Origin of the sequence: Ralstonia sp. UBA689 (assembly GCF_002298975.1) — a bacterium.
Taxonomy (GTDB): Bacteria; Pseudomonadota; Gammaproteobacteria; order Burkholderiales; family Burkholderiaceae; genus Ralstonia.
The window spans coordinates 30,024-54,783 of the sequence record NZ_DBMV01000037.1 but is presented as its reverse complement, the minus strand read 5'-3'; the positions used below and the strand labels follow the sequence as shown (position 1 = coordinate 54,783).

Below are 24,760 nucleotides of genomic sequence, written 5' to 3'. Positions count from 1 at the left end.
ATGTCGTCGCCCGCCGCTTTGTCTGCTCTGACCGCCCTGTCTCCCATCGATGGCCGCTATGCCGCCAAGGCCGATCCGCTGCGCGAGTGGCTGTCGGAAGCTGCCTTCATGCGCAACCGCGTGAAGGTGGAGGTGCACTGGCTGATCGCCCTGTCCCAGGCCGGCTTGGCCGAGATTCCGCGTTTCTCGGCCGACGCCGAGCGCGCGCTGCTGGCCCTGGTCGAGAACTTTGCCGAGGCCGACGCCGCCCGCATCAAGGAAATCGAAGCCGTTACCAACCACGACGTGAAGGCCGTCGAGTACTGGATGAAGGAGCGCGTGAAGGGCAATGCCGAGCTGGAAGCCGCCAGCGAGTTCATCCACTTCGCCTGTACCTCGGAAGACATCAACAACACCTCGCACGGGATGATGCTCAAGGGCGCGCGCGACACCGTGATCGTGCCGACGCTGCGCCGCGTGCAGGCTCGCCTGGTGGAGTTGGCCCATGCCAATGCTGACGTGCCGATGCTGTCGCGCACGCACGGCCAGCCGGCCAGCCCGACCACGCTGGGCAAGGAAATGGCCAACGTGGCTGCGCGCTTGGACCGCGCCATCCGCCGCATCGAGGCCGTTGAACTGCTGGGCAAGATGAACGGCGCCGTGGGCAACTACAACGCGCACCTGTCGGCGTATCCGTCGCTGGACTGGGAGGCCTTCTCGAAGAACGTGATCGAGACCCGACTCGGCCTGACGTTCAACCCGTACACCATCCAGATCGAGCCGCACGACTACATGGCCGAGCTGTTTGACGCCGTGGCGCGCGCCAACACCATCATCCTGGACCTGGACCGCGACGTCTGGGGTTACATCTCGCAGGGCTACTTCAAGCAGAAGACCAAGGCCGGCGAGATCGGCTCTTCGACCATGCCGCACAAGGTCAACCCGATCGACTTTGAGAATTCCGAGGGCAACGTCGGCCTGGCCAACGCGGTGCTGCGCCACTTGTCCGAGAAGCTGCCGGTATCGCGCTGGCAGCGTGATCTGACGGATTCGACCGTGCTGCGCAACATCGGCGTGGCCTTCGGCTACGGCCTGCTGGCCTATGACGCCTGCCTGCGCGGCCTGGGCAAGCTGGAAACCAACCCGGCCCGCCTGGCTGAAGACCTGGATGGCTGCTGGGAAGTGCTGGCCGAGCCGGTGCAGACCGTGATGCGCCGCTATGGCATCGCCAACCCGTACGAACAGTTGAAGGAACTGACGCGCGGCAAGGGCATCTCACGCGAAGCGCTGCGCGAGTTTATCGGCACGCTGGCCATTCCTGAAGACGCGCGCAAGCTGCTGCTCGACATGACGCCCGGCAGCTATACCGGCAAGGCCGAGGAACTGGCCCGCCGGATCGGTACCGCCTGATTGTTGCGAAAATTTGTTGGCTTGGTCTGAAAAATGGCCCGTTCCCAATCCTGGGGGCGGGCCGTTTTGTTTGGTGCACCTCATAGAGGGCGCTGTTCCGCCAGGCAGGCCAAGTTGCAGATCGATCAAAAAATTTGAATCATTTGATGAACTTCGGGCCGTCCTGCCCGGCTGGATCGCGCAAATAATGCACAATCGTTTGGCGCTGCGGTCTTACCAACAAGCGCCGACCACCGAGTCTCCAAACCGAGGGAAACCGATCACCGATGTCACAAGCCGCCCAACCGAATCTCGCCGCCCGCAGCGCCCCCGTCGACGATGGCGCCTATGGCAAGCCCGCGATTGCGCTGCACTGGATCATCGCGTTGCTCATCTTCGCGGCGTTCGGGCTCGGTCTGTATATGACCGACATCCCGGGCTTCACGCCGACCAAGCTCAAGCTGTACTCGTATCACAAGTGGATCGGCATCACCGTGCTGATCTTCGCGGTGCTGCGCGTGCTTTGGCGTCTGACCCATCCTGCGCCGGCACCGGTGGCCGGCATGCCCAAGTGGCAGCAAAGGGCTGCTGAGGGCGTGCACATTGCGCTGTATCTGCTGATCCTGGCAGTGCCGCTGACCGGTTACCTGCTCAGCGTGGCGGCCGGCATCAAGGTTGTCTACCTTGGCTTGTGGGAGCTGCCGATGCCGTTCGAGAAGAGCGATGCACTCAAGGAGGTCTTCAGCATGGCGCACGAATGGCTGAACTGGACCATGGCCACCATCGTTGTGCTGCACATCCTGGCTGCGCTCAAACACCACATCGTCGATCGCGACGGCACGCTACGCCGCATGCTGCCTTTCCTGCGCTGAACGCGTGCGTTGATCCGACGAGTTCTGATTTCCAATGGGCCGGTATGCGCCGGTGCCCTTGCCTCTCCATCCTGATCAAGACCGCCGGCATGACCCGGCCTGACCGAAGGAGTCTGATGATGAAACGTTTCGTGCGCCCCCGCGCAATTGCCCTGGTTGCAGCCGGCGCGCTGTCGATTGCCGCGGTATCTGCATCGGCCGTGGCCCAGGTGGACGCCGCCAAGAGCAGCGTTACCGCCACCGGCAAGCAGCTCGGCGTGCCGATGGACATCAAGTTCGGCAAGTTTGATGCTGCCGTGACCTACAACCCGGCCAACGTGGCCGCGTCCACGGCCAAGGTCGACATCGATATCAACAGCGTCGACGTGGGTGACAAGGCCTATAACGACGAGCTCAAGAAGAAGGACTGGTTCGACGCCGCCAAGTATCCGAAGGCGACCTTCGTGTCGTCGGCGTTCAAGCCGGGCGCGGGCGGCAAGGTGGACGTGGTCGGCAAGCTGACCATCAAGGGCGTCACACAAGACGTGACGGCGCCTGTCACTTTCAAGCAGGACGGCGCCAATCAGGTATTCGAAGGCGTGCTGCCCATCAAGCGCAACGTATTCAAGGTCGGCGACGGCGAGTGGAAGGACACGTCCGTCGTTGCCGATGATGTGACGATCAAGTTCCGCGTCGTCACCGCCAAGAAGTAAACCGGAAGTCTTAATCGAAGTTCTTTCGCCCCCCATTCATTCGCAGGAGCTCTTATGAAATTGCGTACCCTCGTTGCCGCACTGTCTGCCGTTGCCGCCACCGCCGCGTTTGCCGCGCCGGCCACGTACCAACTGGACCCGACCCACACCTACCCGAGCTTTGAAGCCGACCATATGGGCGGCCTGTCGAAGTGGCGCGGCAAGTTCGAGAAGTCCAGCGGCACCGTCACGCTGGACCGCGAAGCCAAGAAAGGCACCATCGACGTGACCGTGCAGACCGACAGCATCGACTTCGGCCTGGCCAAGATGAACGAGCATGCCAAGAGCGCTGACCTGTTCGATGTGGCCAAGTACCCGACCGCCAACTTCAAGGGCACCTTCACCAAGTTCAAGGGCGATGTGCCGACCGAGGCCGAAGGCCAGCTCACGCTGCGCGGTGTGACCAAGCCGGTCAAGATGGAGATCGACGCTTTCAAGTGCATGCCGCACCCGATGCTCAAGCGTGAAGTCTGCGGCGCCGACGCCGAGATGAGCTTCAAGCGTGACGAATTCGGCCTCGACTACGGCAAGGCCTACGGTTTCAACATGGAAACCAAGCTAAAGATCCAGGTCGAAGGTATCAAGCAGGACACCAACGTCGCCCAGCAATAAGCGCGACGCTTAAAGAAAAAAGCCTCGCAATCGCGGGGCTTTTCTTTTGGGCCGAGGGGGACGCCATCGGGGCAGGGAAGGTGATTCGGCTCAAACTTGCGCGCCGAAGTTCGGGTCGTCCTTCGGGCCTCCGGCTTTCTTCTCGCCCTTGACCAGGTCTTCGCGCTTGACGCCCAGCCACATGCACAGCGCGGCTGCCACGAACACCGACGAATAGATGCCGAACAGGATGCCGATGGTCAGCGCCAGGGCAAAGTAGTGCAGCGTCGGGCCGCCGAACACCAGCATCGACAGCACCATCATTTCGGTCGAACCGTGGGTGATGATGGTTCGCGAGATGGTGCTGGTGATGGCGTGGTCGATCACCTCGTGCGTGTTCATCTTGCGGTACTTGCGGAACGCCTCGCGGATCCGGTCGAAGATCACGACCGATTCGTTGACCGAGTAGCCCAGCACCGCCAGGATGGCCGCCAGCACCGACAGCGAGAACTCCCACTGGAAGAAGGCGAAGAAGCCCAGGATGATGACGATGTCGTGCAAGTTGGCGATGATGCCGGCCACCGCAAACTTCCATTCGAAGCGGATCGACAGGTAAATGACGATGCCGACCACCACGAACAGCAGCGCCAGCAGGCCATCGGTGGCGAGTTCCTTGCCGACCTGCGGGCCGACGAACTCGACACGCTGCAGCTTGGCGTCGGGGCTGGTGGCGTTCAGGGCCGTCATGACCTGCTGGCTCTGCACGGCCGAGGCGATCGGCTTGCCGTCCGGACCGTTCTTGAGCGGCAGGCGGATCATCACGTCGCGCGAGGTGCCGAAGTTCTGTACCTGAGCATCGGCATAGCCGAGTTTCTCGACGTCGCCGCGGATCTTCGGCAGATCAGCAGTCTGGGTGTAGGCGACTTCCATCACCGTACCGCCGGTGAACTCCACCGACAGGTGCAGCCCCTTGTGGAACAGGAAGAAGACGGCAGCGAGAAACGTGATGAACGACACGGCGTTGAGAACCAACGCGTGCTTCATGAACGGAATATCGCGGCGGATGCGGAAAAACTCCATGGTCTGCCCTTTGTGGCGACCGGCAACGGCCCCGAAGGCGCGGGCCGTTGCCGGTTATGCAATGTTCAGTGGTTGGGTGTGCCTTGGTGTGCCTTATTGCTGCGCGGGCGATTGCGTATTGCCGGGCTTCCACACCTGGCCGATTGCCAGGCCCTGCAGCTTCTTGCGGCGGCCGTACCAGAGGTTGACCAGGGCGCGGTTGAAGAACACCGCCGAGAACATCGAGGTCAGGATGCCCAGGCAGTGCACCACGGCAAAGCCGCGCACCGGGCCCGAACCGAAAGCCAGCAGCGCCAGCCCGGCAATCAGCGTGGTCACGTTCGAGTCCAGGATGGTCGCCCACGCGCGCTCGAAGCCGGCGGCAATCGCCATTTGTGCGGATGCGCCGTTGCGCAGTTCTTCGCGGATGCGCTCGTTGATCAGCACGTTTGCGTCGATGGCCATGCCCAGCGCCAGCGCGATTGCGGCAATGCCGGGCAGCGTGAGGGTGGCCTGCAGCATCGACAGGATGGCGATCAGCAGGAACACGTTCACGCCCAGCGCCACCACCGAGAACCCGCCGAACAGCATGTAGTACAGGATCATGAACACCGAGACGGCGGCAAAGCCGTAGGCGGCAGAATGGAAGCCCTTGCGGATGTTGTCTGCACCCAGCGACGGGCCAATGGTGCGCTCTTCGATGATCTCCATCGGCGCGGCCAGCGAACCGGCGCGCAGCAGCAGTGCCAAGTCGGCGGAGGCTTCAGTCGAGCCCATGCCGGTGATCTGGAAGCGCGAGCCGAGCTCGGACTGGATGGTCGCCACGGTCAGCACCTCGCCCTTGCCCTTCTCGAACAGGACGATGCCCATGCGCTTGCCGATGTTGTCGCGCGAGACATCGCGCAGCATGCGGCCGCCCTGGCCGTCGAGCGTGATGTCGACCGATGGGTTGTGGTTCTGGTCGAAGCCGGCCGAAGCGCTGGTGATGCGGTCGCCCGTGAAGATCACCTGCTTCTGCAGCAGCACCGGTGCGCTGCGGCCTTGCGTGAATAGCTCATCGCCCAGCGGCACCGGGTCGCCAACGCGCGGCAGGAGCGGCGCGTTCGGGTCGGCCAGGCGGGCTTCCAGCGTGGCGGTACGGCCGATGATGTCCTTGGCCTTGGCAGTGTCCTGCACGCCGGGCAGTTGCACCACGATGCGGTCCGGTCCCTGCTGCTGGATCACCGGTTCGGCCACGCCGAGTTCGTTCACGCGATTGTGCAGCGTGACGACGTTCTGCTTGACGGCGTTGTCCTGCACTTCCTTCATCGCGGCAGCGGTAAAGGTGCCGGTGAGCGTGGCGCCATCGGCGGTCTTGTCGACGCTGTAGGCCAGTTCGCGCGTGGAGTCGGCCAGCACGCCGCGGGCGCGGTCGGCGTCGTCGGGGCTGTTGAACTTGATGGTGATCGTGTTGCCGCTGCGGTCGATGCCGTTGTGGCGGATGTTCTTGTCGCGCAATTGCGTGCGGATGTCACCGGCCAGCGAGTCGAGCTTCTTGGTGACCGCGCCGTTCATGTCGACCTGCAGCAGGAAGTGCACGCCGCCACGGAGGTCCAGGCCCAGGAACATCGGCAGGGCGTGGATGGAGGTCAGCCAGCGTGGCGAGCCCGACAGCAGGTTCAACGCGACGATGTAGGTCGGATCGCTCGGGTCGGTGTTCAGGCCACGAGCCAGGATGTCCTTGGCCTTGAGCTGCGTGTCGGTGTCGGTAAAGCGCACGCGCACGCTGGCGGAGGTGCCATTGCTGTCGAAGAACACGCCGTTGGGCTGGATGCTGGCAGCGGCCAGCAGGCTCTCGACCTGCTTCTGCGTGTTCAGATCGACCTTGACGGTCGCCTTGCCCGACGACACCTGCACGGCAGGCGCCTCGCCGAAGAAATTCGGGAGCGTATAGAGGAACCCGATGGCAAGCGCCACCAGGATCACAAGGTATTTCCAGAGTGGGTAACGATTCATCTTGGATGACGATGAGGCGGCGTCAGTGGCGCGGGAGCGGATTCTTAGAATAGGCGCTGCCTGGGATCCCGGCGCCCGCGTGAACACGCATGGCGCCGGTCAAGCCGGATTACAGCGACTTGAGCGTGCCTTTGGGCAGCACGGTCGTCACGGCGCTCTTCTGGACAGTGATTTCGGTGTTGGCGGCGATTTCCACCGTGACGTACTGCTCAGCCACCTTGGTCACCTTGCCCAGGATGCCGCCAGCGGTGACGACTTCATCGCCCTTGGCCAGGGCTTCGAGCATCGCCTTGGTTTCTTTCTGGCGCTTCATCTGCGGGCGGATCATGATGAACCACAGCACCACGAACATCAGGATGATGGGCAGGAAGCTCATCAGGCCACCTGCGGCACCACCAGCCGGTGCGGTTTGCGCGTAAGCGTCGGAAATAAGGAACACGGTTAAAACTCCGTAATGGTTCGTCGATCGGTCAAAAATCGGACCCGACATTCTACCATTGCGGTGCCGCGGAAAATGGGCGCGCGCCGCGCCCTGTGGCGGGTGGCTACAGCGCGCCTCGCGCCCGGTCCGCGGCAAAGCGCGCCTGGAACGCTGCAAAGCTGTGCGACTCGATCGCTGCGCGCATTTCGGCCATCAGTTCCAGGTAGTAATAGAGGTTGTGGATGGTGTTCAGACGCGCACCTAGGATCTCGCCTACGCGCTGCAGGTGGTGCAGGTAGGCGCGCGAGAAGTTGCGGCAGGTGTAGCAGCCGCAGGTTTCGTCCAGCGGGCGCGGGTCGTTGCGGTGCACGGCGTTCTTGATCTTGATGTCGCCAAAGCGGGTGAACAGCCAGCCGTTGCGCGCGTTGCGGGTCGGCATCACGCAGTCGAACATGTCGATGCCGGTGGCGACGCCCGCCACCAGGTCTTCCGGCGTGCCCACGCCCATCAGGTAGTGCGGCTTGTTGGCCGGCAGGCGCGGCGCCACGTGCTGCAAGACGCGCATCATGTCTTCCTTGGGCTCGCCGACCGACAGGCCGCCGATGGCGTACCCGCCGAAGCCCTGGCCGCCCGCATCGGCATCAATCGCTTGCAGACCGGCCAGCGATTCGTCGCGCAACTGCTCGAACATGCCGCCCTGCACGATGCCGAACAGCGCGTTGGGGTTGTTCTCGCGCTCGAACTCGTTGCGTGAGCGCTGCGCCCAGCGCAGGCTCATGCGCATCGACGCGGCGGCTTCGGCCTCGGTGGCCGGGCGGCCGTCGATCTGGTACGGCGTGCACTCGTCGAACTGCATGACGATGTCGGAATTCAGCCGTCGCTGGATCTGCATGGAGATTTCAGGCGACAGGAACAGCCGGTCACCGTTGATGGGCGAGGCGAAATGCACGCCTTCTTCGGTGATCTTACGTAGATCGCCCAGCGAAAACACCTGAAAACCGCCCGAATCCGTCAGCATCGGCTTGTCCCAGCCGACAAAGCCGTGCAGGCCCTTGTGCGCGTCGATCACTTCCAGCGCAGGGCGCAGCCACAGGTGGAAGGTATTGCCGAGGATGATCTGCGCGCCGATGTCCTTCAGCTCTGCCGGCGACATCGCCTTGACCGCGCCGTAGGTACCCACCGGCATGAAGATGGGCGTTTCGACCACACCGTGGTTCAGGGTCATGCGGCCGCGCCGGGCGAGGCCATCGGTGGTAAGCAGTTCGTACTTGAGCATGGTCAGAGCGATTGGGATTCGGGTTCGGCGCGCGTGAGGAACATGGCGTCGCCGTAACTGAAGAAGCGGTAGCGCAGGGCAATGGCGTGCTGGTAGGCGGCGCGGATGGCCTCCAGGCCGGCAAACGCCGACACCAGCATCAGCAGCGTCGATTTAGGCAGGTGGAAGTTGGTCACCAGCGCATCGACCACGCGGAAGCGATAGCCGGGGGTGATGAAGATGTCGGTTTCGCCGCTGCCCGCATGGAGCGTGCCGTCGGGCTGTGCAGCCGACTCCAGCGCGCGCATCGAAGTGGTGCCCACGGCAATGACGCGCCCGCCCGCCGCCCGCGTGGCGCCGATGGCCTCGGCCAGTTCCGGCGAGATGGCATACCACTCGCTGTGCATGCGGTGCTCGGCAATGTTCTCCACGCGCACCGGCTGGAACGTGCCGGCGCCCACGTGCAGCGTGAGGAAGCCGCGCTTGACGCCCATGGCGTCAAGCTTGGCGAACAACGCATCGTCGAAATGCAGGCCGGCCGTGGGCGCCGCCACCGCGCCCGGGTTGCGGGCGTAGACGGTCTGGTAGCGCGTCTCGTCAAAGCTGTCGGGATCGTGCTCGATGTACGGCGGCAGCGGCAGGCGGCCGTACTGCTCGATCAGGTCGAGCGCCGGCTGCGGGAAGCGCAGCGTGAAGAACGGCTCGGCGCGCGGCCCAACCGTCACATCAAAGGCGTCGGCCAGGCGCAGCGTGGTGCCCTCGACTGGCGATTTGCTGGAGCGGATCTGCGCCAGCACGGTGTGTTCGTCCAGCAGGCGCTCGACCAGCACCTCGACCTTGCCGCCGCTGGCCTTGTGGCCAAAGAAGCGCGCTTTGATGACGCGCGTGTCATTGAAGACGAGCAGGTCGCCCGGGCGCAGGTAGTCGACCAGATCGGCGAACTGGCGGTCTTCAAAATGCACTGCATCTTCCGCACGGCGTACGGCCAGCAGGCGGCTCGCGGTGCGGTCGGGCAGGGCGGTTTGCGCGATCAGCTCGGGCGGCAGATCGAAATCGAAATCGGACAGCGTCAGCATGAATGGGGCGCGAGCGTAGATTGCGCCAAGTGATGGAGGCGGCGCCGGTACAATCGACGGCGATCCGCAAAGTTCGCCATTGTAAACGTCCTGTGCCGCCTCGCGCCCGCTCCGCCACCGCTGCCGTTCCTGCGCCCAATTCGGTAACCGACGCCGACGAGGTAGCGGCCGCCAAGCCAAAGCGCGCGGCCGCCGCAGACAAACCGGCCAAGACCGCCCGCCCCGCTGACAAACTCGCCAAGCTCGGTCTGCACCGCGATGTCGACCTCGTGCTGCACCTGCCGATGCGCTACGAGGACGAAACCACGCTGCTGACCATCGCCGAGGCCACGGCCCGCGCCAATACCGGCTGGGCCGCGCAGGTGGAAGGCGTGGTCACGCGCAACGAAGTGGCGTTCCGGCCGCGCCGGCAACTGGTCGTGCACATCGCCGACGACTCGGGCGAGCTGGTGCTGCGATTCCTCAATTTCTATGGCAGTCAGGTCAAGCAGATGGCCGAAGGCGTGCGCCTGCGCGTGCGCGGCGAGGTGCGTGGCGGTTTCTTCGGCGCGGAGATGGTGCACCCGACCGTGCGCGCCGTGGCGCCTGATGAGCCGTTGCCCGATCGCCTGACACCCGTCTACCCGAGCACGGCGGGCGTGGCGCAGGCGTATCTGCGCAAGGCGATCCTGAACGCGCTCACGCGTACGCCGCTGCCGGAGACCCTGCCGAACAGCCTCGTCACCGGGCCACTGTCGCCGCTCAAGCTGATGGCGCCGGCTGACGCCGTGCGCCTGCTGCATCAACCCACGCCCGATGTGGACGAACACAGCCTCGTTGAGCGGACGCACCCGGCGTGGCTGCGCATTAAGTTTGATGAGTTGCTGTCGCAGCAGCTCTCGCTCAAGCGCGCGCAGGCCGCGCGTCGCACGCGCAACGCGCCCATGCTGCGCACGAGCGGCAAGGATGGTTTGCTTGCGCGCTTCATGGCTACGCTGCCGTTCAAGCTGACCGGCGCCCAGGCCCGCGTGTGGGAGGAGATCCGCGCCGACCTCGCGTACCCGTACCCGATGCAGCGGCTGCTGCAGGGCGACGTGGGCAGCGGCAAGACCGTCATCGCTGCGCTGGCCGCATGCCAGGCCATCGATGCCGGCTGGCAGGCCGCGCTGATGGCACCGACCGAACTGCTGGCCGAGCAGCACTATCGCAAGCTGTCGGCCTGGCTGGCGCCGCTGGGTGTGGGCATCGTCTGGCTGGCCGGCAGCCTCAAGCGCAAGCAGAAGGACGAAGCCGCCGCACGCGTGGCGGCCGGCACGGCACAACTCGTGATCGGCACGCATGCGCTGATTCAGGACGCGGTGACGTTCGCGCGCCTCGGGCTGGCGGTGGTCGATGAACAGCACCGCTTTGGCGTCGCGCAGCGCCTGGCCCTGCGTGGCAAGGCGAGCAATGGCGACGCGCCCGTCGCAGCCAACGCGCAGGTGCCGCACCAGTTGATGATGTCCGCCACGCCGATCCCGCGCACGCTGGCGATGACGTATTATGCCGATCTGGATGTCTCCGCCATCGATGAGCTGCCGCCCGGCCGCACACCGGTGGTCACGCGGCTGGTGAACGACGCGCGCCGCGACGAGGTGATCGAACGCATCTACGCTGCCGCGCGCGAGGGACGGCAGGTCTACTGGGTCTGCCCGCTCATCGAAGAGAGCGAGGCGCTGCAGTTGCAGACGGCGGTGGAGACTTTCGAGACGCTCTCGCAAAGCCTGGAGGGCTTGAAGGTCGGGCTGGTGCACGGCCGCTTGCCGTCCGCCGACAAGGCCGCCGTGATGAGCGCCTTCGCCGGCGGCGAGTTGCATGTGCTGGTGGCCACCACCGTCATCGAAGTGGGTGTGGACGTGCCCAACGCTTCGTTGATGGTGATCGAGCACGCCGAGCGCTTCGGCCTCGCGCAGTTGCACCAGTTGCGTGGGCGGGTGGGGCGCGGCACGGCGGAATCCGTGTGCGTGCTGCTCTATCAGGCGCCGCTGTCGCCCACGGCCAAGCAGCGCCTGCAGACCATGCGCGAGACCACCGACGGCTTCGAGATCGCTCGGCGCGACCTGGAAATTCGCGGCCCTGGTGAGTTTCTCGGCGCGCGGCAATCGGGCGAAGCCATGCTGCGCTTTGCGGACCTGAACCACGATGCGTGGCTGGTCGAATTCGCGCAAGGTGCGGCGGACCAGATGCTGGCGCGCTTTCCTGAAGCCGTGGATGCCCACCTCAAGCGCTGGCTGGGCGAACGTGAGCACTACCTGCGGGTCTAGCTCCGCCCAACCGCAACAGCCGCCGTGTTGCCGCTGCATCGGTGGACACTTGACCAATGCCGCACGAGCAGAACACGCAGCAATCGCCCGGCCTGGCGCGCAGTAGCGCATGGCAGGCCGGGCATTCGTAGAAGAAGACGCAGGCGTTGGTCGGCATGGTTTCCTCCCGGGCGAAGCCGTATAGCGGGCAAGTCAGGACGGATTTGCGCGTTACCGTGCCCATCGGCCTGCTTCTTCGAGTCGACCGTCAACGATGCGTGCCTCCGCCTCCACGCCCGCCGCCACCATGCATGCCGGCATGGCCGCCCTCATGCCCGCCACGGAAGCCACCCCGGACGAAGCCCCGGCCGTCGTGGTGGATGAACACGTCGTGCATGCGGTGAGCGTGGTGGAAGCGGTCGATGAAGACCACGCCGCCAAAGAACACGGGAGGCGCCCAGTACCACGTGTCATCGACGTAATACGGCGGGCCGATGTGGGTGACCGGGTAGCCGTCGGTATCCACCATCTGCCAGGTGCCGTCCGGCTGCAGGCACGCCACACCCTGCACCTGCTGCAGGGCGCCGTCGATCTCGACTTGTCCCACCATGGGTTGGCAGGTGCCCACCGGAACGTTTTGCGCCGTCGCGCAGGCGCAGATGCCAAAACTCACGAGCGCCATCGTCAAGGCTGTCAGACGCTTGCTCATGATCATCCCCAAGGCTGGAAGGCCCGACGTCTCAACACGGCGTTTCGCTAATCTGTCCGGTCGTATTGTTCGGCACATCGGTTTGCCGGCGGGAGGGTGCCGGCGCGATCACCGGCCACCTCCTGCTTAACGGGTAAACGCGCCCGGCCCGCGGTTTATTCCTCGCCTGACGAAGGGATGTGTAACCGTTCATTTCTACTTCTACTTCTATTTCTATTTCTGACTATTCCCCAGGCGCCGCCTTGTGGCCGCGCTCGCGCATGAATCCTCGGATCAGCGTGAGCAGACTGTCTTCGAAGGCCGTGCTGGCGAGCCATTGGCGCTGGACTGGACCTCGACCGGCGCCGAACCATCGCAGCAGGTGATGCTGCATCAGGCGTTCGACTGCGCCTTTCCGCTGGTCGCGATGGGGCGTCTGCGTGCTGGCTTGCTGGGCACGGACGCCAAGCCCGGCCGTTCGCAGTTGAATACGTGGCAGCACCAGCACAAGCTGTCCGGCCCGGATGACCGCTGAGTGACCACGCCCAACAGCGACACGGCATATTCCACGCTGTGGCTGGACCTGCGGCAAGGGCCGGTTCACGGTCGATTCCGGACATGGCCGGCCGCTACTACTCGCTCGCCTTCCTCGACATGGCGACGAACAATTTCGAGATTCTCGGCCGACGCGCCGACGGCACGCACAGTGGCACTTTTATCGTGGTGGGGCCGGACACCACGCAGCCGCTGCCGCCCAATGCCCAGGTGATCCGCGCGCCGGGCAATGACGTGCTCGTGCTGGCGCGCATTCTCGTCGACGGCGATGCCGACATGCCCGCCGTGAGCGCCCTGCAGGACCAGTTCAAGGTGCAGCCTCTTGGTGCTGGCAAAACGCCGCCTCTGTGGCAGGCCGTGCCGCCGGTCGAACGGAGCCCGCAGGCCTTTGTCGACATGGCCAACCTGATGCTGGCCCGCAACCCCGCGCCGCGCTATGAAGACGCGTTGATCCAGCGGCTGGCGTCGGTCGGCATTTGCGGTGCGGCCTGCCGATGAGAGGCGTTGTCGCCGCAGATCAAGACGCTGTGGGCGCAGCAGTTGCCGGCCATGCTGGCCTCGCTCAAAGGCGGGTTGTCTGCCGCCGGGCCCAGGAGTGACGGCTGGTCGTATTCGAAAGACAACCTCGGTGATTTCGGTACCGACTACGCATACCGCGCACAAGTCGCCTTGGGCGGCCTGCTGGCGCTCAAGACCGTCGAGGCCATGTATCCGATCAGCTTCGTCGATCAGCAGAAGCAGCGGCTTTCCGGAGCGCACCGGTACCGCCTGCATCTGCCGGCGGGGGCGCTGCCGGTCAACGCGTTCTGGTCGCTGTCGATGTACGAGGTGGAGCCGGACGGCAAGCTGTTCTTCACGTCCAACCCCATTGGCCGCTATGCCATCGGCGATCGCACCGCCGGCCTCAAGACCGGCCAGGATGGGGCGATCGATGTCGTGATCCAGCGCGATGCACCGGCCGACCCGGCTCAGCGGGCCAACTGGCTGCCGACGCCGGCCGGCGACTTCGCCCTGGTACTGCGCGCCTATGAGCCCAAGGCCGAATTGCGCGACGGCCGGGTGCGCGTGCCTGCCGTCGAGCGGCTGGACTGAGCGTCGCCTTTCACGGCGCCTGTGTGCACTCAGTGCGAGTGCCGGTGGTGGATGTCCGGGTAGTGCGGATGCTTGTGGGTCAGGGCCGCATGCTCATGCGCATGCACGTGCGGCTCCTTGCTGTCCCACGGGAAGTCGTGTTCGTGCTGGTGGTGTTCGTCGTGCCGGTGTGCGTGCGTGTGCACCATCGGCTCATGCGTGTGCTCGTGTTCGTGGCGCTCGCGCAGGTGCAGCCAGACGCCCGCCGCCATCAGCGCGGCGGCGAGCCAGAACAGCACGCCGGGCATCTCCGGCCAGATCAGCAGGGCAATCATCACGCCAAACAGCGGTGCCACCGAAAAGTACGCGCCTGTGCGTGCCGTCCCGAGTTGCCGCAGCGCGATCACGAACAGTGCCAGGCTGACGCCATAGCCCGCAAAACCGATCAGCATGGCGGCCAGCACCGGCAATGCTCCCGGCAGCGTGCTGCCGGCCGCCAGCGCGAAGGCGGTGTTGCAGGTGCCTGCCACCAAGCCCTTGAGGCAGGCGATCAGCACGGCATCGTTGGAAGAGACATTGCGGGTCAGGTTGTTGTCGACGGCCCAGCACGCGCAGGCCGCGACGATGAGCAGGGCACTGGGTGACAGCCGCGCCGCGTCCGGTTGCCATGACAGCAACACGCCCCCGGCCACAATGGCGATCATGCCCAGCACGATGTGCCGATCAGTGTTCTCTTTGAAGACGATCCAAGCGATCAGTGCAGTGAAGACGCCTTCGACATTGAGCAGCAATGAGGCCGAGGCTGCACCCGTGGAGGTCAGCCCCGTCATCAGGAGCGCAGGCCCCGCCACGCCGCCGGCCAGGATCGCACCCAGCAGCCACGGCACCTCGCGGCGCGGGATCGACGCCAGCCCGGTGTCAGTTCCGCTGCCGCTACCGGCCAGCTTCCGGAACAGCAGGACGCCGCTCAGGCCGAGGCCGCTGCCGAGATACAGCAGTCCGGCCAGCAGCACCGGTGAAATGGCCCCGGTCAACGTCTTGGCCAGGGGCGTGCTCGCGCCGAACAACAGGGCGGCGAGCAGGGCGGGGGCAGCAGAACGAATGGACATGCCGACAGGCTTACGGAGAACAATCATTCATTGTCGCGCTCCAGCGCCAACGTGCACAGCCTGACCGGCAGCGCGCCGCCGCATCGTCACATTGACGCACCAGCGAAGCGCGACCTACACTTTTTACATCTCCACAAAAGGGGCTGACGCCTTGGACAGTTGCAGTAGTCGACCTTCCGGTCATTTTCCTGCCTGACCCGCAGAACGTCCGCGCCCCAATCCAGCCGCCGTCCTGCCGCAGGCAGACGGTGCGCGCCGCAGTAACACCCTCCGTGCACCACCATTGAAGCGCCACTCGACGCCGCGTTGGCGTGCGTGTGGCATGGCACCGTGAACATGGCTTCATGGTGCGTTGGTTCGCGCCCATGGCAGCGGGCGCGAGGTGCGTGTATGCGCGTACCGCAGATGAGGCGTGACGATGACCTTCGGCCTGCTGCTGCAGCATTGGCCGCATATCCAGGAGTCGCGCGCGAACTATGACGCGGCGCTCTCGCTGCGATCCACCTGCGCGCATCGGTTGGCGCATTGGTGGCGCGATCTGCTGGCGCTTGTCTCATAGCGGGGTCATCAGACGGCCAACCAAAAAAAACGGGGAGCGAACATGGCTGCACCATCAAACGTTTCGGTGAGGGGGGCGTCGATCAAGCACAGCGCCGCCCTCGACAGTGCGCACCATGGCGACATCACCGGTGCGCTGGGCACCATCGCGCACGATGAGGTCGCTCCGCACAGCGGCTGGCGGGCGCGTGTGCGCACGTTGCTGGCCATCCTCGGCCCGGGCCTGATTGTGATGGTGGGCGACAACGATGCGGGCGCGTTCGGCACCTACACCCAGGCGGGGCAGAACTATGGCACCACGTTGCTGTGGACGTTGCTGCTGCTGGTGCCGGTGCTGTTCGTCAACCAGGAGATGGTGCTGCGCCTGGGCGCCGTCACGCGCGTCGGGCATGCGCGGCTCATCTTCGCGCGCTTCGGCAAGTTCTGGGGCGCGTTCAGCATCATCGATCTGTTCCTGCTCAATGCGCTGACGATTGCCACGGAGTTCATCGGCATCACGTTCGCGCTCGATTTCTTCGGGGTATCGCGGGTGACCGGCGTCTGCCTGGCGGCCGCGCTCACCATGGCGGCTGCCGGCACGGGCAGCTTCCGGCGCTTCGAGCGCTTTGCCGTGGGCCTGTGCGTGCTGAGCCTGGCGCTGGTGCCGGTGCTGGTGTCGATCCATCCGCCGGTCGGCCAGATCGCGCGTGATTTCCTGGTGCCGAACTGGCCCGCGCATGCGCGGCTGGGCGATGTGATGCTGCTGGTGATCGGCATCGTCGGTACCACGGTTGCACCTTGGCAGTTGTTTTTCCAGCAGAGCTACGTGATCGACAAGCGCATCACGCCGCGCTTTATCCCGTATGAGAAAGCGGACTTGTGGATCGGCATCGCGCTGGTGCTGATCGGCGCGGTGGCGATGATGTCGTTCTGCGCGGCTTTGTTTGACGGCAGACCGGAGTTTGGCGGCTTTACCGATGCCGGCGGCGTCATGGCCGGATTGGAGCGCTACGCGGGGCATGCGCAGGCGACGTTCTTTGCGATTGCGCTGTTCGACGCGTCCGTCATCGGCGCGGCGGCGGTGTCGCTGGCCACCGCCTATGCCATCGGCGATGTGTTCGGCATCCACCATTCCCTGCATCGCAAGGTGTCGGACGCCGGTGGCTTCTACCTTGTCTACTTCGGCATCATTGCCGGGGCGGCAGCGCTGGTGCTGATCCCGGGCAGCCCGCTGGGTTTGCTGACCGAGGCAGTGCAGACGCTGGCAGGTGTGCTGCTGCCAAGCGCCACGGTCTTCCTGCTGCTGTTGTGCAACGATCGTGCAGTGCTTGGGCCGTGGGTCAACTCGCCGCGGTTGAACCTCTTTACCGGGGCCATCATCTGGGTGCTGGTGATGCTCTCGGTCGTGCTTACGGCGTCGGTCATCTATCCGGGCATCTCGGGCCGGACGATGATCGAAGTGCTGGCCGGCGGCACGCTGCTGGCAGTGGTCGGCTATCTCGTCAGCATGGGCCTGCGCAGGTCCCGCCGAGGGTTGGCGAGCGAGGCCGACAATGACGCCGCCAACCTGCTCGCCTACGCAGACGACGCGCGCGACACCTGGCGCATGCCGCCGCTGGATCAACTGCCGCCGCCCAACCTTACGTTGGCCAAGCGGGTCTGGATGGGTGTGTTGCGCGTCTATCTGGTATTTGCCGTGGTGCTGGTGGTGGTGAAGGTGCTGCAACTGGCCGTCTTCAAATAGCGCGACGGCCAAGCACGCAGCCTCAGCCGCCGAACATCCACACGACCACCGACGCGACCAGGCAGTAGCAGCCGAACAGATACCACCGGCCCTGCTCTAGCCAGCGCGACAGCCAGCGCAGCGCCACCAGGCCGGCGACAAAGCTGGCCCCCATGCCCAGCAGGCTGGGCGCCAGCATGTGCAGCAGGTTCTCGGAGGTGCCGGCATAGGCCTTGTAGAAGCGATAGCCTTCCTTGGCGATGACGGCCGGTGTCAGCACCACGGCCAGCGCAAAGCTGAACTCCTCGGCGCGGCGGCGCTGCACGCTCAGCAGCATGGCGCTGGAGATCGTCGCACCCGAGCGCGACAACCCACGAAACGGCAGGCACAGCCCCTGCACCGCGCCCACCCAGAACGCGCGCGGGCCGCTGAGGTCTTCGGTGGCCGTCACGGAGCGTCGGGAAGAGGCGAGGATCAGCACCCCGGCCACCGCCAGGCTGACCGCCATCAGCTTGGTGTTGCCGAACAGATGCTCAATCTCGAAGCTGTCGGCGCCGCCCATCACCACGTGCTTGATGAGGTAAAGCAGCGTCAGCCCAACGACACCGGTGGCAGCGGTGGCCACCGCCAAGTACACGCCGTTGTCCCACAATGCCTTGGTCGACGAAAAATACGTCTGCCGCCACGAGCGCCAGAAATACACGATGACGGCAAACATGGTGCCGGTATGCAGCATGACCAGCAGCAGCGTCATGTCGGGGGCGGTTGGGTCCAGCCCCAGCCATTTCTCGGCCAGGATGACGTGGGCCGAACTGGAGACCGGCAGCAGCTCGGCAATGCCCTGGACGCAGGCCAGGATGAGGATGTGAAGCGTGTTCATACGGTGTGGTGATGGGTGATCGAGGCGTCTCGCGCTTGGGCGTGATCAGGCGAGACGGTACCAGAATGGGCCTCATGCAAGCGCACCGCGTATCAGCCTATTCATCATTTTGTAGAGGTTTCTACAGCGTTGCAGCGCCCAATACGGCAGCCTATGCTGCCGGCATGGCGACCTCTCCAGACCCTTGGCTGCTCCTCATCGTCAGCCTCCCGACCTCCAGCGCGACGGTGCGCATGCGCATCTGGCGCGCGGTCAAGGCGCTCGGCTGTGCAGCATTGCGCGACGGCGCGTACCTGCTTCCGGCGCAGGCCGAGCAGGCATCGCAATTGCGGGAGCTGGCGGACGAAACCTTGAGGGAGGACGGGCAGGCCTGGCTGTTGCGCGTGCAGGCAGGCGGTGACGACGAGGTGGCGGCTTATCGAACCTTGTTTGACCGCTCTGCCGAGTATGGCGACTGGCTCGCAGAGCTGTCGGAGGTGCGCAAGACCCTCCCGAACCTTGCCACGGCCGAACTCAACCGCCTGCTGCGCCGACACGGACGCGCCTACGAGTCCATCCGCAAAGTCGACTTCTTTCCAAACGAAGCCTCCATCCGTGCCGCCGCGCAGTGGCGCGATTTTGCGGCCGCCATCGAGGCGACGCTTTCGCCCGGTGAGCCGCATGCGGCCGCAGGCAGCATCCCGCAGCGCGACCCAGCCCAATACCAGGGCCGCTTATGGGCCACCCGGCAGCATCTATGGGTGGACCGTGTCGCCAGCGCCTGGCTGATCCAACGCTTCATCGATCCGCACGCTCGATTCGTTTGGCTGGAACGGCTCAGCGACTGCCCCGCCGATGCGTTGGGATTCGACTTCGACGGCGCGACCTTCACGCACGTTGGCGAGTGTGTGTCCTTCGAGGTCCTGCTCGCCAGCTTCGGGCTGGACGGCAACCACGGGCTCGCCCGACTCGGCGCCATGGTGCACGCGCTGGATGTGGGGGGAGCGGCCGCGCCCGAGGCCAGCGGGTTCGAAGCCATCCTCGCGGGCGCTCGCAAACGACTGGTTGATGACGATGCCCTGCTGATGGAGATCGGTACCGTGCTTGACTCGATGTACGCCCATTTCTCGGGCAGTCGGAAACCCCAGCGCCCGCCACCCATATGAACACATCGCATGAACGCCCCGTCTACACGCTGTGGCAACTGGTGCTGTATTTCGCACGGCTCGGTGCCTTCGGCTTTGGCGGCCCGGTCGCGCTGGCCGGCTATATGCGCCGCGACCTGGTGGAGGCGCGACAGTGGATTACGGAAGCCGACTACAAAGAAGGCCTCGCGCTCGCGCAACTGGCACCTGGGCCGCTCGCCGCGCAGTTGGCGATCTATCTCGGCTACGTGCATTACCGGATTCTGGGGGCGACATTGGTCGGCCTGGCTTTTGTGCTGCCGTCGTTCCTGATGGTGGTCGCGCTCGGTTGGGCCTACGTGCGCTTTGGCGGGCTGACGTGGATGCAATCGGTGTTCTACGGCGTGGGCGCGGCCGTGATCGGCATCATCGCCATCAGCGCGTACAAGCTCACCACCAAGAGCGTTGGCAAGGACAAGCTGCTATGGGCTGTCTATCTGGTGCTGGCAGCGGTGACGGTCATCACCGAATCGGAGCTGGCGTGGCTGTTCCTCGCGGGCGGCGTACTCGTGTGGTTCTGGCGTGCGCCGCCCAAGTGGGGGCGTCAAGGGCGCGCCAACGCGATTGCCGCGACGCCCATTGCGGCCGCGACCAGCATACTGAGCACGATCGACTGGCCTCTGCTCTCGCAGATTGGCGTGTTCTTCACCAAGGCCGGTGCGTTCGTATTCGGCTCCGGGCTGGCCATCGTGCCGTTCCTCTATGGCGGCGTCGTCACCGAACACCACTGGCTCAACGAGAAGCAGTTCGTTGATGCCGTGGCGGTGGCGATGATTACGCCAGGCCCGGTTGTCATCACCGTGGGTTTCATCGGCTACCTGATCGCAGGATTGCCCGGCGCATGCGTGGCGGCGGCTGGCACGTTCCTGCCGTGCTACCTGTTCACCATCTTGCCGGCACCGTACTTCAAGAAGTACGGCAAGCTGCCCGCCATCCAGGCGTTTGTCGATGGCGTAACGGCGGCAGCGGTGGGCGCCATCACTGGTGCGGTGATCGTGCTGGCCAAGCGCTCGATCGTCGATGTGCCGACGGCACTGTTGGCCGTGGTGACGGTCGCGCTACTGCTCCAGTTCAAGAAGCTGTCGGAGCCCGTCATCGTGGCCGGGGCTGCCTTGATTGGCTTGGCGGTGTATCCGCTGCTGCATCACTGACATGGAGGTTGCCATGCAATGGATCACGCGCGAGCGCCCCAAGATCGACCGCATCGCCTGCCCCTGGCTGATCGCCCGCTTCATCGACGAGGCGCCCGATTTTCTGTATGTGCCGCCCGCTGATGTACTGCGCGTCGCCAACGAAAGGGGAGCTATCCCTTACGACATTCCCGGCGTAGAGCTGTCGCATGTTGGCGAGCGGTGCAGCTTCGATGCGTTTCTCGACAAATATCGCCTGGGCGATGATCCGGCCTTGCAGCAACTGGCCAGCATCGTGCGCGGCGCAGATACGTCCCGCCTGGATCTGACGCCTCAGTCCAGTGGGTTGTACGCGATCTCGCTGGGTCTGTCGCACGTGTTTGCCGATGACCACGTCATGCTCGAACACGGCTTGGTGCTGTACGACGCGCTGTATGCGTGGTGCAAGCATTGCCAGGCGGAAACGCATCGCTGGCCGCCGCAAATGCCGGCATGAGGTTGGTTCCTGCCGGAGCGAAAGGATTGCGTGCCTGCCCCTGAGGTTTGCATCGGAGTCGCGACGACACTCAGTTTCCCGCCGCTTGGGAAGGTCCCTGGGTGGGAAACTCTCATGTGAACGATGCGAATGTCATCCAATCAAGGCGTTGCCGGGAGAGCGGCCTTGGGCAAGGAGTCAGGCGAGTCGGCGCTTTGCTGTTGTGTCATCTCACTTCGCCGCGCCAACAGCACTTTCCCAAGCACCCCAAGCACATCCGCGCCGCCTAAGATAAAATCTATCGGAACCCACAAGCCGATTGATTGCCATGACGCTCACCGAACTCAAATACATCGTTGCCGTCGCGCGCGAACGCCACTTTGGCCGCGCCGCAGAGGCCTGTTTCGTCTCACAGCCGACGCTGTCGGTCGCCATCAAGAAGCTCGAAGACGAACTGGCCGTGCAGATCTTCGAGCGCGGGGCGTCCGAGGTGAGCGTCACGCCCGTGGGCGAGCAGATCGTGACGCAGGCGCAGCGGGTGCTGGAGCAGACCATGGCGATCCGCGAGATTGCCAAGCAGGGCATGGACCCGCTGACCGGGCCCTTGCGCCTGGGGGTGATCTACACGATCGGGCCGTATCTGCTGCCGGCGCTGGTCAAGCAGATGATCGACACTGTCCCGCAGATGCCGCTGATGCTGCAGGAGAACTTCACCGTGCGGCTGGTGGAACTGCTCAAGCAGGGCGAGATCGACTGCGCCATCATGGCCGAGCCGTTTCCCGAGGCCGGGCTGATGACCGTGCCGCTGTACGACGAGCCCTTCGTGGTGGCGGTGCCGCGCGGCCATGCCCTGGCCCAGGAGCAGGCGGTGGACCCGGAGGCACTCAAGCAGCAGACCATGCTGTTGCTTGGCAACGGCCATTGCTTCCGAGACCACGTGCTGGGCGTGTGCCCGGAGCTGTCGCGCTTCTCGCAGAACGCTGACGGCATCCAGAAGACCTTCGAGGGCTCGTCGCTGGAGACGATCCGCCATATGGTGGCCAGCGGTGTCGGCATTACGGTGCTGCCGCGTACGTCGGTGCCCAACATGCAGCCGGCCGCCTCCGACCTGCTGGCCTATGTGCCGTTCCAGGAGCCGGTGCCTGACCGCCGTGTCGTGCTGGCATGGCGCAAGAGCTTCACCCGCATCGCCGCCATCGAGTCGGTGGCCAAGGCAGTCGCGCAATGTGACCTGCCTGGCATCAAGCCGCTGCCCTTCACTCCGCTCGTTCACTGATTCATCGCTGCGGCATCATGCTGCCCCTTGCCGGCCAGATCAGAGGTGCCGGCTGAACCATTCGGCTGCGGAACTGCTGAGGTATATCTGGGCCGTCAGTTTCGTTGCGCCAGCGAGTTGGGCGATACCCATTCGCGCCGCAACCAAAGAAGGCTGGCTGCTGCCATCAGCACCGGGGGGAGAATGAGGCCGCACACCAAGGCCCATCCGTACGTGGCCAGCAAACTGCCTGATGCGAACGAGCCGACAACCATTGCCCCAAATACCATGAAGTCATAGATGGACTGCACACGCGGCCCTTCTGCCGGCGTATGACACGCCAAGACCATTGCCGACGCACCAAGGAAGCCGAAGTTCCAACCCAGGCCGAGCAGCATCAGCGCAATCCAGAAGGCCGCACGCTCCACCGGCATACTCGCGAACATCTGCTTGCGGCAGGAAGCCTTCACTAGGTCTGCAATCGCTTCTTCAGAGACGAACGCCTTGAAAAAAATCACTCACAAATTGCTTGAGCATTGGCTGCCTTGCAGCCACGCCGCTGCTAAAGCTCATCTGTCGTCGACAAACGCGCCTTGGCCGGTACAGTCGACCCCGCAGAGCGATTGGACACTTTGGGCGCACTACACGTTTGCCCTTGCGATGACAGATCTCTACAGGAAGAAGCGCACCGCAAAGATGTCACTTCGGGTTTCGAATACGAAGAAGGATCCAGATTTCTGGACCCGTGTGGTGAACGCCGGATTTGCGAATGATCATGGGTCGCAGCAGATGGGGCTCGATTTCTGCCTGATGGGACCCACCGGGGCGCGGGTACATTACCTGACGGGGGAAAGCGAATGCGATGCCGGAAATTCGGTATCCATTAGCCTTTCTAAGAGAGGCTACATCTGGGACTGGTCGAAACTGCTTGGCAACGTCTCAGAGCATCGTCTGCTTATCGCTGTTGTCGGCGGCAACTCGACGCTGCCGCCAACCGATGCGGAGCACCCCGAAAAACGCCGTGCAGACCTAATGGTCAATATGGCGAAATACTTCAAAAGCACGCACGCGAAGATTCCGTATCGCAACGGGATTGGCGGCTACATACTGGCTCACCATCATGGAGATCGGGCAGACTCCTACACCTTCATCGTTCGCCGCGGCAAGATCAGTTTTCGGAAGATTCCAGCGACACTCACTTTGGTGTGAGCAGAGCTACCTGTTCGCTAGCAGGATTATCGATGCGCAATCTCTCGACGATCCGACCGTTGACGAGATGTTCGTCCACAATCTCGTCAATGTCCGTGGTGTCGATGTAGGTGTACCAGACGGCCTCCGGATACACCACAACGGCTGGACCATCGGCGCATCGCGACAGGCATCCTGCGCGGTTGACACGTACATCCTTTGCCATGTGAGGGGCGGCTTCGGCCAAGCGCCGCTTCGCATATGCACAGAGTTCGGTAGCTCCATGTTGGTCGCAGGCGTCGGCGCCTTCGCGGCGATTCGTGCAAAAGAATATGTGGTGTTGATAGAACGTCATGGCGCGGGTGTGGTCGTGGTGTGAGGCGTGTTTCGATGTGGGGCTGACACGGCTTGGGGGCGTTTTTTGGGCGTCCACTGGATGATCACGATCCCGCTCAGCAGGATGACGGTGCCGAGCACGCCAACCCACGTCATGCGCTCATGCAGCAGGATGACCGCGAGCACGGTGGACACCAAAGGTTCAAGCAAGCTCGCGATTGCACCGCCGATGGCACCCGTACCCTTGAGTCCGCTCAGGAACAGAGTCTGGGCAATCGCCGTGGGCACGGCTGCCACATACAACAGCATGGCCCAGCCGCCCGGCGAGTAGCTCAGTTGCAAGCCCTCGACCAAGCCGAAGGGCAGTAGCGCAAGCGCGCCAATAGCGAAGCCGATTCCGCCGGCGTGCATGGGCCCGCAAACTGTGCCGGAGGCGCGGGCCGCCAGGACGTAGAACGCCTGACAGACTGCACATGCGATGGCGATAGCGACACCGATCCAAAAGCCGTGGCTGCTCTGGTTGACCTCCGTGGGCAAACCGACAAGCAACACCGTTCCCACAATCGCCGTTACCAGCGCAACCAGGGTTCGCGCCTGCAGGCGCTCACCCAGCCATACCACCGAGATCAGTGCCACGAAGATCGGGGCGCCACAGATACTGATGAGCACCGAGATGGCAACACCCACACGCTCGATGGCCAGCACGTACGTGAGCTGGTACGCGGCCATTCCAAGCCCGAGTCCAACCAGCACCAGAAGGCCGCGCACGCTCAGCGGTGCGAGCCACGTGCCTGCGAGTACGCGCGCCATCACCAAGAGAAACGGTACGGACAGCGCAAGCCGCAGGAAACTGATGGAAACGGCATTGGCACCGCCTGACGTGCCCAGTGCGTGAAAGACGATGCCCGTCGTGCCCCACAGCGTGGCGGCTGTCAGCACGGCGGCCCAACCCTCGCGCGCGGATTTGCTGCTGGGGGCTTCCGTCGTGACGGGGTGTTGCGTGGGATTGGCGCTGTCCATG

General features: G+C 64.3%; 25 protein-coding genes and 3 pseudogenes. 16 read left to right on the top strand and 12 right to left on the bottom strand.

The annotated features are described in order from the left end of the window. From purB to B4F51_RS16945, 4 genes are all read left to right on the top strand, one after another. Positions 1–1,389, top strand: a complete 1,389-nt coding sequence (gene purB / locus B4F51_RS16960; RefSeq protein WP_296227436.1) for an adenylosuccinate lyase — start codon at positions 1–3, stop codon at positions 1,387–1,389. 266 nt (positions 1,390–1,655) lie between these two features. After that, entirely contained in the window at positions 1,656–2,240 is a 585-nt protein-coding gene (locus B4F51_RS16955) for a cytochrome b (RefSeq protein WP_296227435.1), read from the top strand. 119 nt (positions 2,241–2,359) lie between these two features. Further along, positions 2,360–2,932, top strand: a complete 573-nt coding sequence (locus B4F51_RS16950; RefSeq protein WP_296227711.1) for a YceI family protein — start codon at positions 2,360–2,362, stop codon at positions 2,930–2,932. A 54-nt stretch (positions 2,933–2,986) separates the two neighbouring features. Then, the gene (locus B4F51_RS16945) at positions 2,987–3,583 is read left to right on the top strand and encodes a YceI family protein (protein ID WP_296227434.1); all 597 of its coding nucleotides are present in this window, start codon (positions 2,987–2,989) and stop codon (positions 3,581–3,583) included. A gap of 90 nt (positions 3,584–3,673) precedes the next feature. Here B4F51_RS16945 and secF read toward each other — a convergent pair whose 3' ends face one another. The 5 genes from secF to queA form a co-directional block, all read right to left on the bottom strand. Then, positions 3,674–4,642, bottom strand: a complete 969-nt coding sequence (gene secF / locus B4F51_RS16940) for a protein translocase subunit SecF (RefSeq protein WP_296227432.1) — start codon at positions 4,640–4,642, stop codon at positions 3,674–3,676. A 93-nt stretch (positions 4,643–4,735) separates the two neighbouring features. Further along, positions 4,736–6,616: a protein translocase subunit SecD gene (gene secD, locus B4F51_RS16935; protein ID WP_296227430.1), complete on the bottom strand. Its 1,881-nt coding sequence runs from the start codon at positions 6,614–6,616 to the stop codon at positions 4,736–4,738. Between the two features lie 109 nt (positions 6,617–6,725). Beyond that, positions 6,726–7,106 (bottom strand): preprotein translocase subunit YajC, encoded by a 381-nt coding sequence (gene yajC, locus B4F51_RS16930; protein WP_296227428.1) that lies wholly within the window; start codon positions 7,104–7,106, stop codon positions 6,726–6,728. A 55-nt stretch (positions 7,107–7,161) separates the two neighbouring features. Next, complete coding sequence (gene tgt / locus B4F51_RS16925) at positions 7,162–8,313, bottom strand: tRNA guanosine(34) transglycosylase Tgt (protein WP_296227426.1); 1,152 nt, start codon at positions 8,311–8,313, stop codon at positions 7,162–7,164. 2 nt (positions 8,314–8,315) lie between these two features. Continuing rightward, the gene (queA, locus tag B4F51_RS16920) at positions 8,316–9,368 is read right to left on the bottom strand and encodes a tRNA preQ1(34) S-adenosylmethionine ribosyltransferase-isomerase QueA (protein ID WP_296227424.1); all 1,053 of its coding nucleotides are present in this window, start codon (positions 9,366–9,368) and stop codon (positions 8,316–8,318) included. Positions 9,369–9,460: 92 nt separating this feature from the next. Here queA and recG point away from each other — a divergent pair, with 92 nt between their 5' ends. Beyond that, on the top strand, positions 9,461–11,650 hold the full coding sequence (gene recG / locus B4F51_RS16915) for an ATP-dependent DNA helicase RecG (protein ID WP_296227422.1): 2,190 nt from the start codon (positions 9,461–9,463) through the stop codon (positions 11,648–11,650). 15 nt (positions 11,651–11,665) lie between these two features. Here recG and B4F51_RS16910 read toward each other — a convergent pair. Both B4F51_RS16910 and B4F51_RS16905 read right to left on the bottom strand, forming a co-directional pair. Next, positions 11,666–11,873, bottom strand: a pseudogene (locus tag B4F51_RS16910) (GDCCVxC domain-containing (seleno)protein); the annotation flags it as partial. Positions 11,874–11,897: 24 nt separating this feature from the next. After that, entirely contained in the window at positions 11,898–12,338 is a 441-nt protein-coding gene (locus B4F51_RS16905) for a hypothetical protein (protein WP_296227421.1), read from the bottom strand. 244 nt (positions 12,339–12,582) lie between these two features. Between B4F51_RS16905 and B4F51_RS16900 the strand changes: the two genes are divergently transcribed. The 4 genes and pseudogenes from B4F51_RS16900 to B4F51_RS16890 all read left to right on the top strand — a co-directional run bounded on the left by B4F51_RS16900 (position 12,583) and on the right by B4F51_RS16890 (position 13,964). Beyond that, positions 12,583–12,852, top strand: a complete 270-nt coding sequence (locus tag B4F51_RS16900; RefSeq protein WP_296227418.1) for a hypothetical protein — start codon at positions 12,583–12,585, stop codon at positions 12,850–12,852. Further along, positions 12,853–12,912, top strand: a pseudogene (locus tag B4F51_RS24660) (DUF1254 domain-containing protein); the annotation flags it as partial. 23 nt (positions 12,913–12,935) lie between these two features. Next, positions 12,936–13,370 (top strand): DUF1254 domain-containing protein, encoded by a 435-nt coding sequence (locus B4F51_RS16895; protein ID WP_296227416.1) that lies wholly within the window; start codon positions 12,936–12,938, stop codon positions 13,368–13,370. Positions 13,371–13,376: 6 nt separating this feature from the next. Beyond that, positions 13,377–13,964: a DUF1214 domain-containing protein gene (locus B4F51_RS16890; RefSeq protein WP_296227414.1), complete on the top strand. Its 588-nt coding sequence runs from the start codon at positions 13,377–13,379 to the stop codon at positions 13,962–13,964. A 29-nt stretch (positions 13,965–13,993) separates the two neighbouring features. Here B4F51_RS16890 and B4F51_RS16885 read toward each other — a convergent pair whose 3' ends face one another. Beyond that, complete coding sequence (locus tag B4F51_RS16885; protein ID WP_296227413.1) at positions 13,994–15,052, bottom strand: DMT family transporter; 1,059 nt, start codon at positions 15,050–15,052, stop codon at positions 13,994–13,996. A 412-nt stretch (positions 15,053–15,464) separates the two neighbouring features. Here B4F51_RS16885 and B4F51_RS16880 point away from each other — a divergent pair, with 412 nt between their 5' ends. After that, complete coding sequence (locus B4F51_RS16880) at positions 15,465–15,611, top strand: hypothetical protein (protein ID WP_296227724.1); 147 nt, start codon at positions 15,465–15,467, stop codon at positions 15,609–15,611. A gap of 42 nt (positions 15,612–15,653) precedes the next feature. Continuing rightward, complete coding sequence (locus B4F51_RS16875) at positions 15,654–17,333, top strand: NRAMP family divalent metal transporter (protein ID WP_296227411.1); 1,680 nt, start codon at positions 15,654–15,656, stop codon at positions 17,331–17,333. Positions 17,334–17,355: 22 nt separating this feature from the next. On the opposite strand, the gene B4F51_RS16870 is transcribed toward B4F51_RS16875, so the two are convergent. Continuing rightward, positions 17,356–18,192 carry an undecaprenyl-diphosphate phosphatase gene (locus tag B4F51_RS16870; RefSeq protein ID WP_296227410.1) on the bottom strand — a complete coding sequence of 279 codons (837 nt, stop codon included), beginning with the start codon at positions 18,190–18,192 and terminating at the stop codon, positions 17,356–17,358. Positions 18,193–18,356: 164 nt separating this feature from the next. On the opposite strand from B4F51_RS16870, the gene B4F51_RS16865 reads away from it, so the two are divergent. The 4 genes from B4F51_RS16865 (at position 18,357) to B4F51_RS16850 (ending at position 22,236) form a co-directional block, all read left to right on the top strand. Next, the gene (locus B4F51_RS16865) at positions 18,357–19,337 is read left to right on the top strand and encodes a chromate resistance protein ChrB domain-containing protein (protein ID WP_296227709.1); all 981 of its coding nucleotides are present in this window, start codon (positions 18,357–18,359) and stop codon (positions 19,335–19,337) included. Beyond that, complete coding sequence (locus B4F51_RS16860; RefSeq protein ID WP_296227408.1) at positions 19,334–20,506, top strand: chromate transporter; 1,173 nt, start codon at positions 19,334–19,336, stop codon at positions 20,504–20,506. Before B4F51_RS16865 ends, B4F51_RS16860 begins: the two co-directional genes overlap by 4 nt. 13 nt (positions 20,507–20,519) lie before the next feature. Continuing rightward, complete coding sequence (locus B4F51_RS16855) at positions 20,520–20,981, top strand: chromate resistance protein ChrB domain-containing protein (RefSeq protein ID WP_296227406.1); 462 nt, start codon at positions 20,520–20,522, stop codon at positions 20,979–20,981. 307 nt (positions 20,982–21,288) lie between these two features. Continuing rightward, entirely contained in the window at positions 21,289–22,236 is a 948-nt protein-coding gene (locus B4F51_RS16850; RefSeq protein ID WP_296227404.1) for a LysR substrate-binding domain-containing protein, read from the top strand. 95 nt (positions 22,237–22,331) lie between these two features. Here the strand turns inward: B4F51_RS16850 and B4F51_RS16845 are convergent. Continuing rightward, a pseudogene (locus B4F51_RS16845) lies at positions 22,332–22,628 on the bottom strand (MFS transporter); the annotation flags it as partial. Between the two features lie 91 nt (positions 22,629–22,719). Between B4F51_RS16845 and B4F51_RS16840 the strand changes: the two are divergent. Beyond that, complete coding sequence (locus B4F51_RS16840) at positions 22,720–23,424, top strand: hypothetical protein (protein ID WP_296227402.1); 705 nt, start codon at positions 22,720–22,722, stop codon at positions 23,422–23,424. On the opposite strand, the gene B4F51_RS16835 is transcribed toward B4F51_RS16840, so the two are convergent. Together B4F51_RS16835 and B4F51_RS16830 are read right to left on the bottom strand one after the other, a co-directional pair. After that, positions 23,411–23,758, bottom strand: a complete 348-nt coding sequence (locus tag B4F51_RS16835; RefSeq protein WP_296227401.1) for a (2Fe-2S) ferredoxin domain-containing protein — start codon at positions 23,756–23,758, stop codon at positions 23,411–23,413. The two genes, B4F51_RS16840 and B4F51_RS16835, sit on opposite strands and share 14 nt — an antisense overlap. Next, entirely contained in the window at positions 23,755–24,759 is a 1,005-nt protein-coding gene (locus B4F51_RS16830) for a DMT family transporter (RefSeq protein WP_296227400.1), read from the bottom strand. The genes B4F51_RS16835 and B4F51_RS16830 overlap by 4 nt, the downstream gene beginning before the upstream one ends. Between the last annotated feature and the right edge of the window lies 1 nt (position 24,760).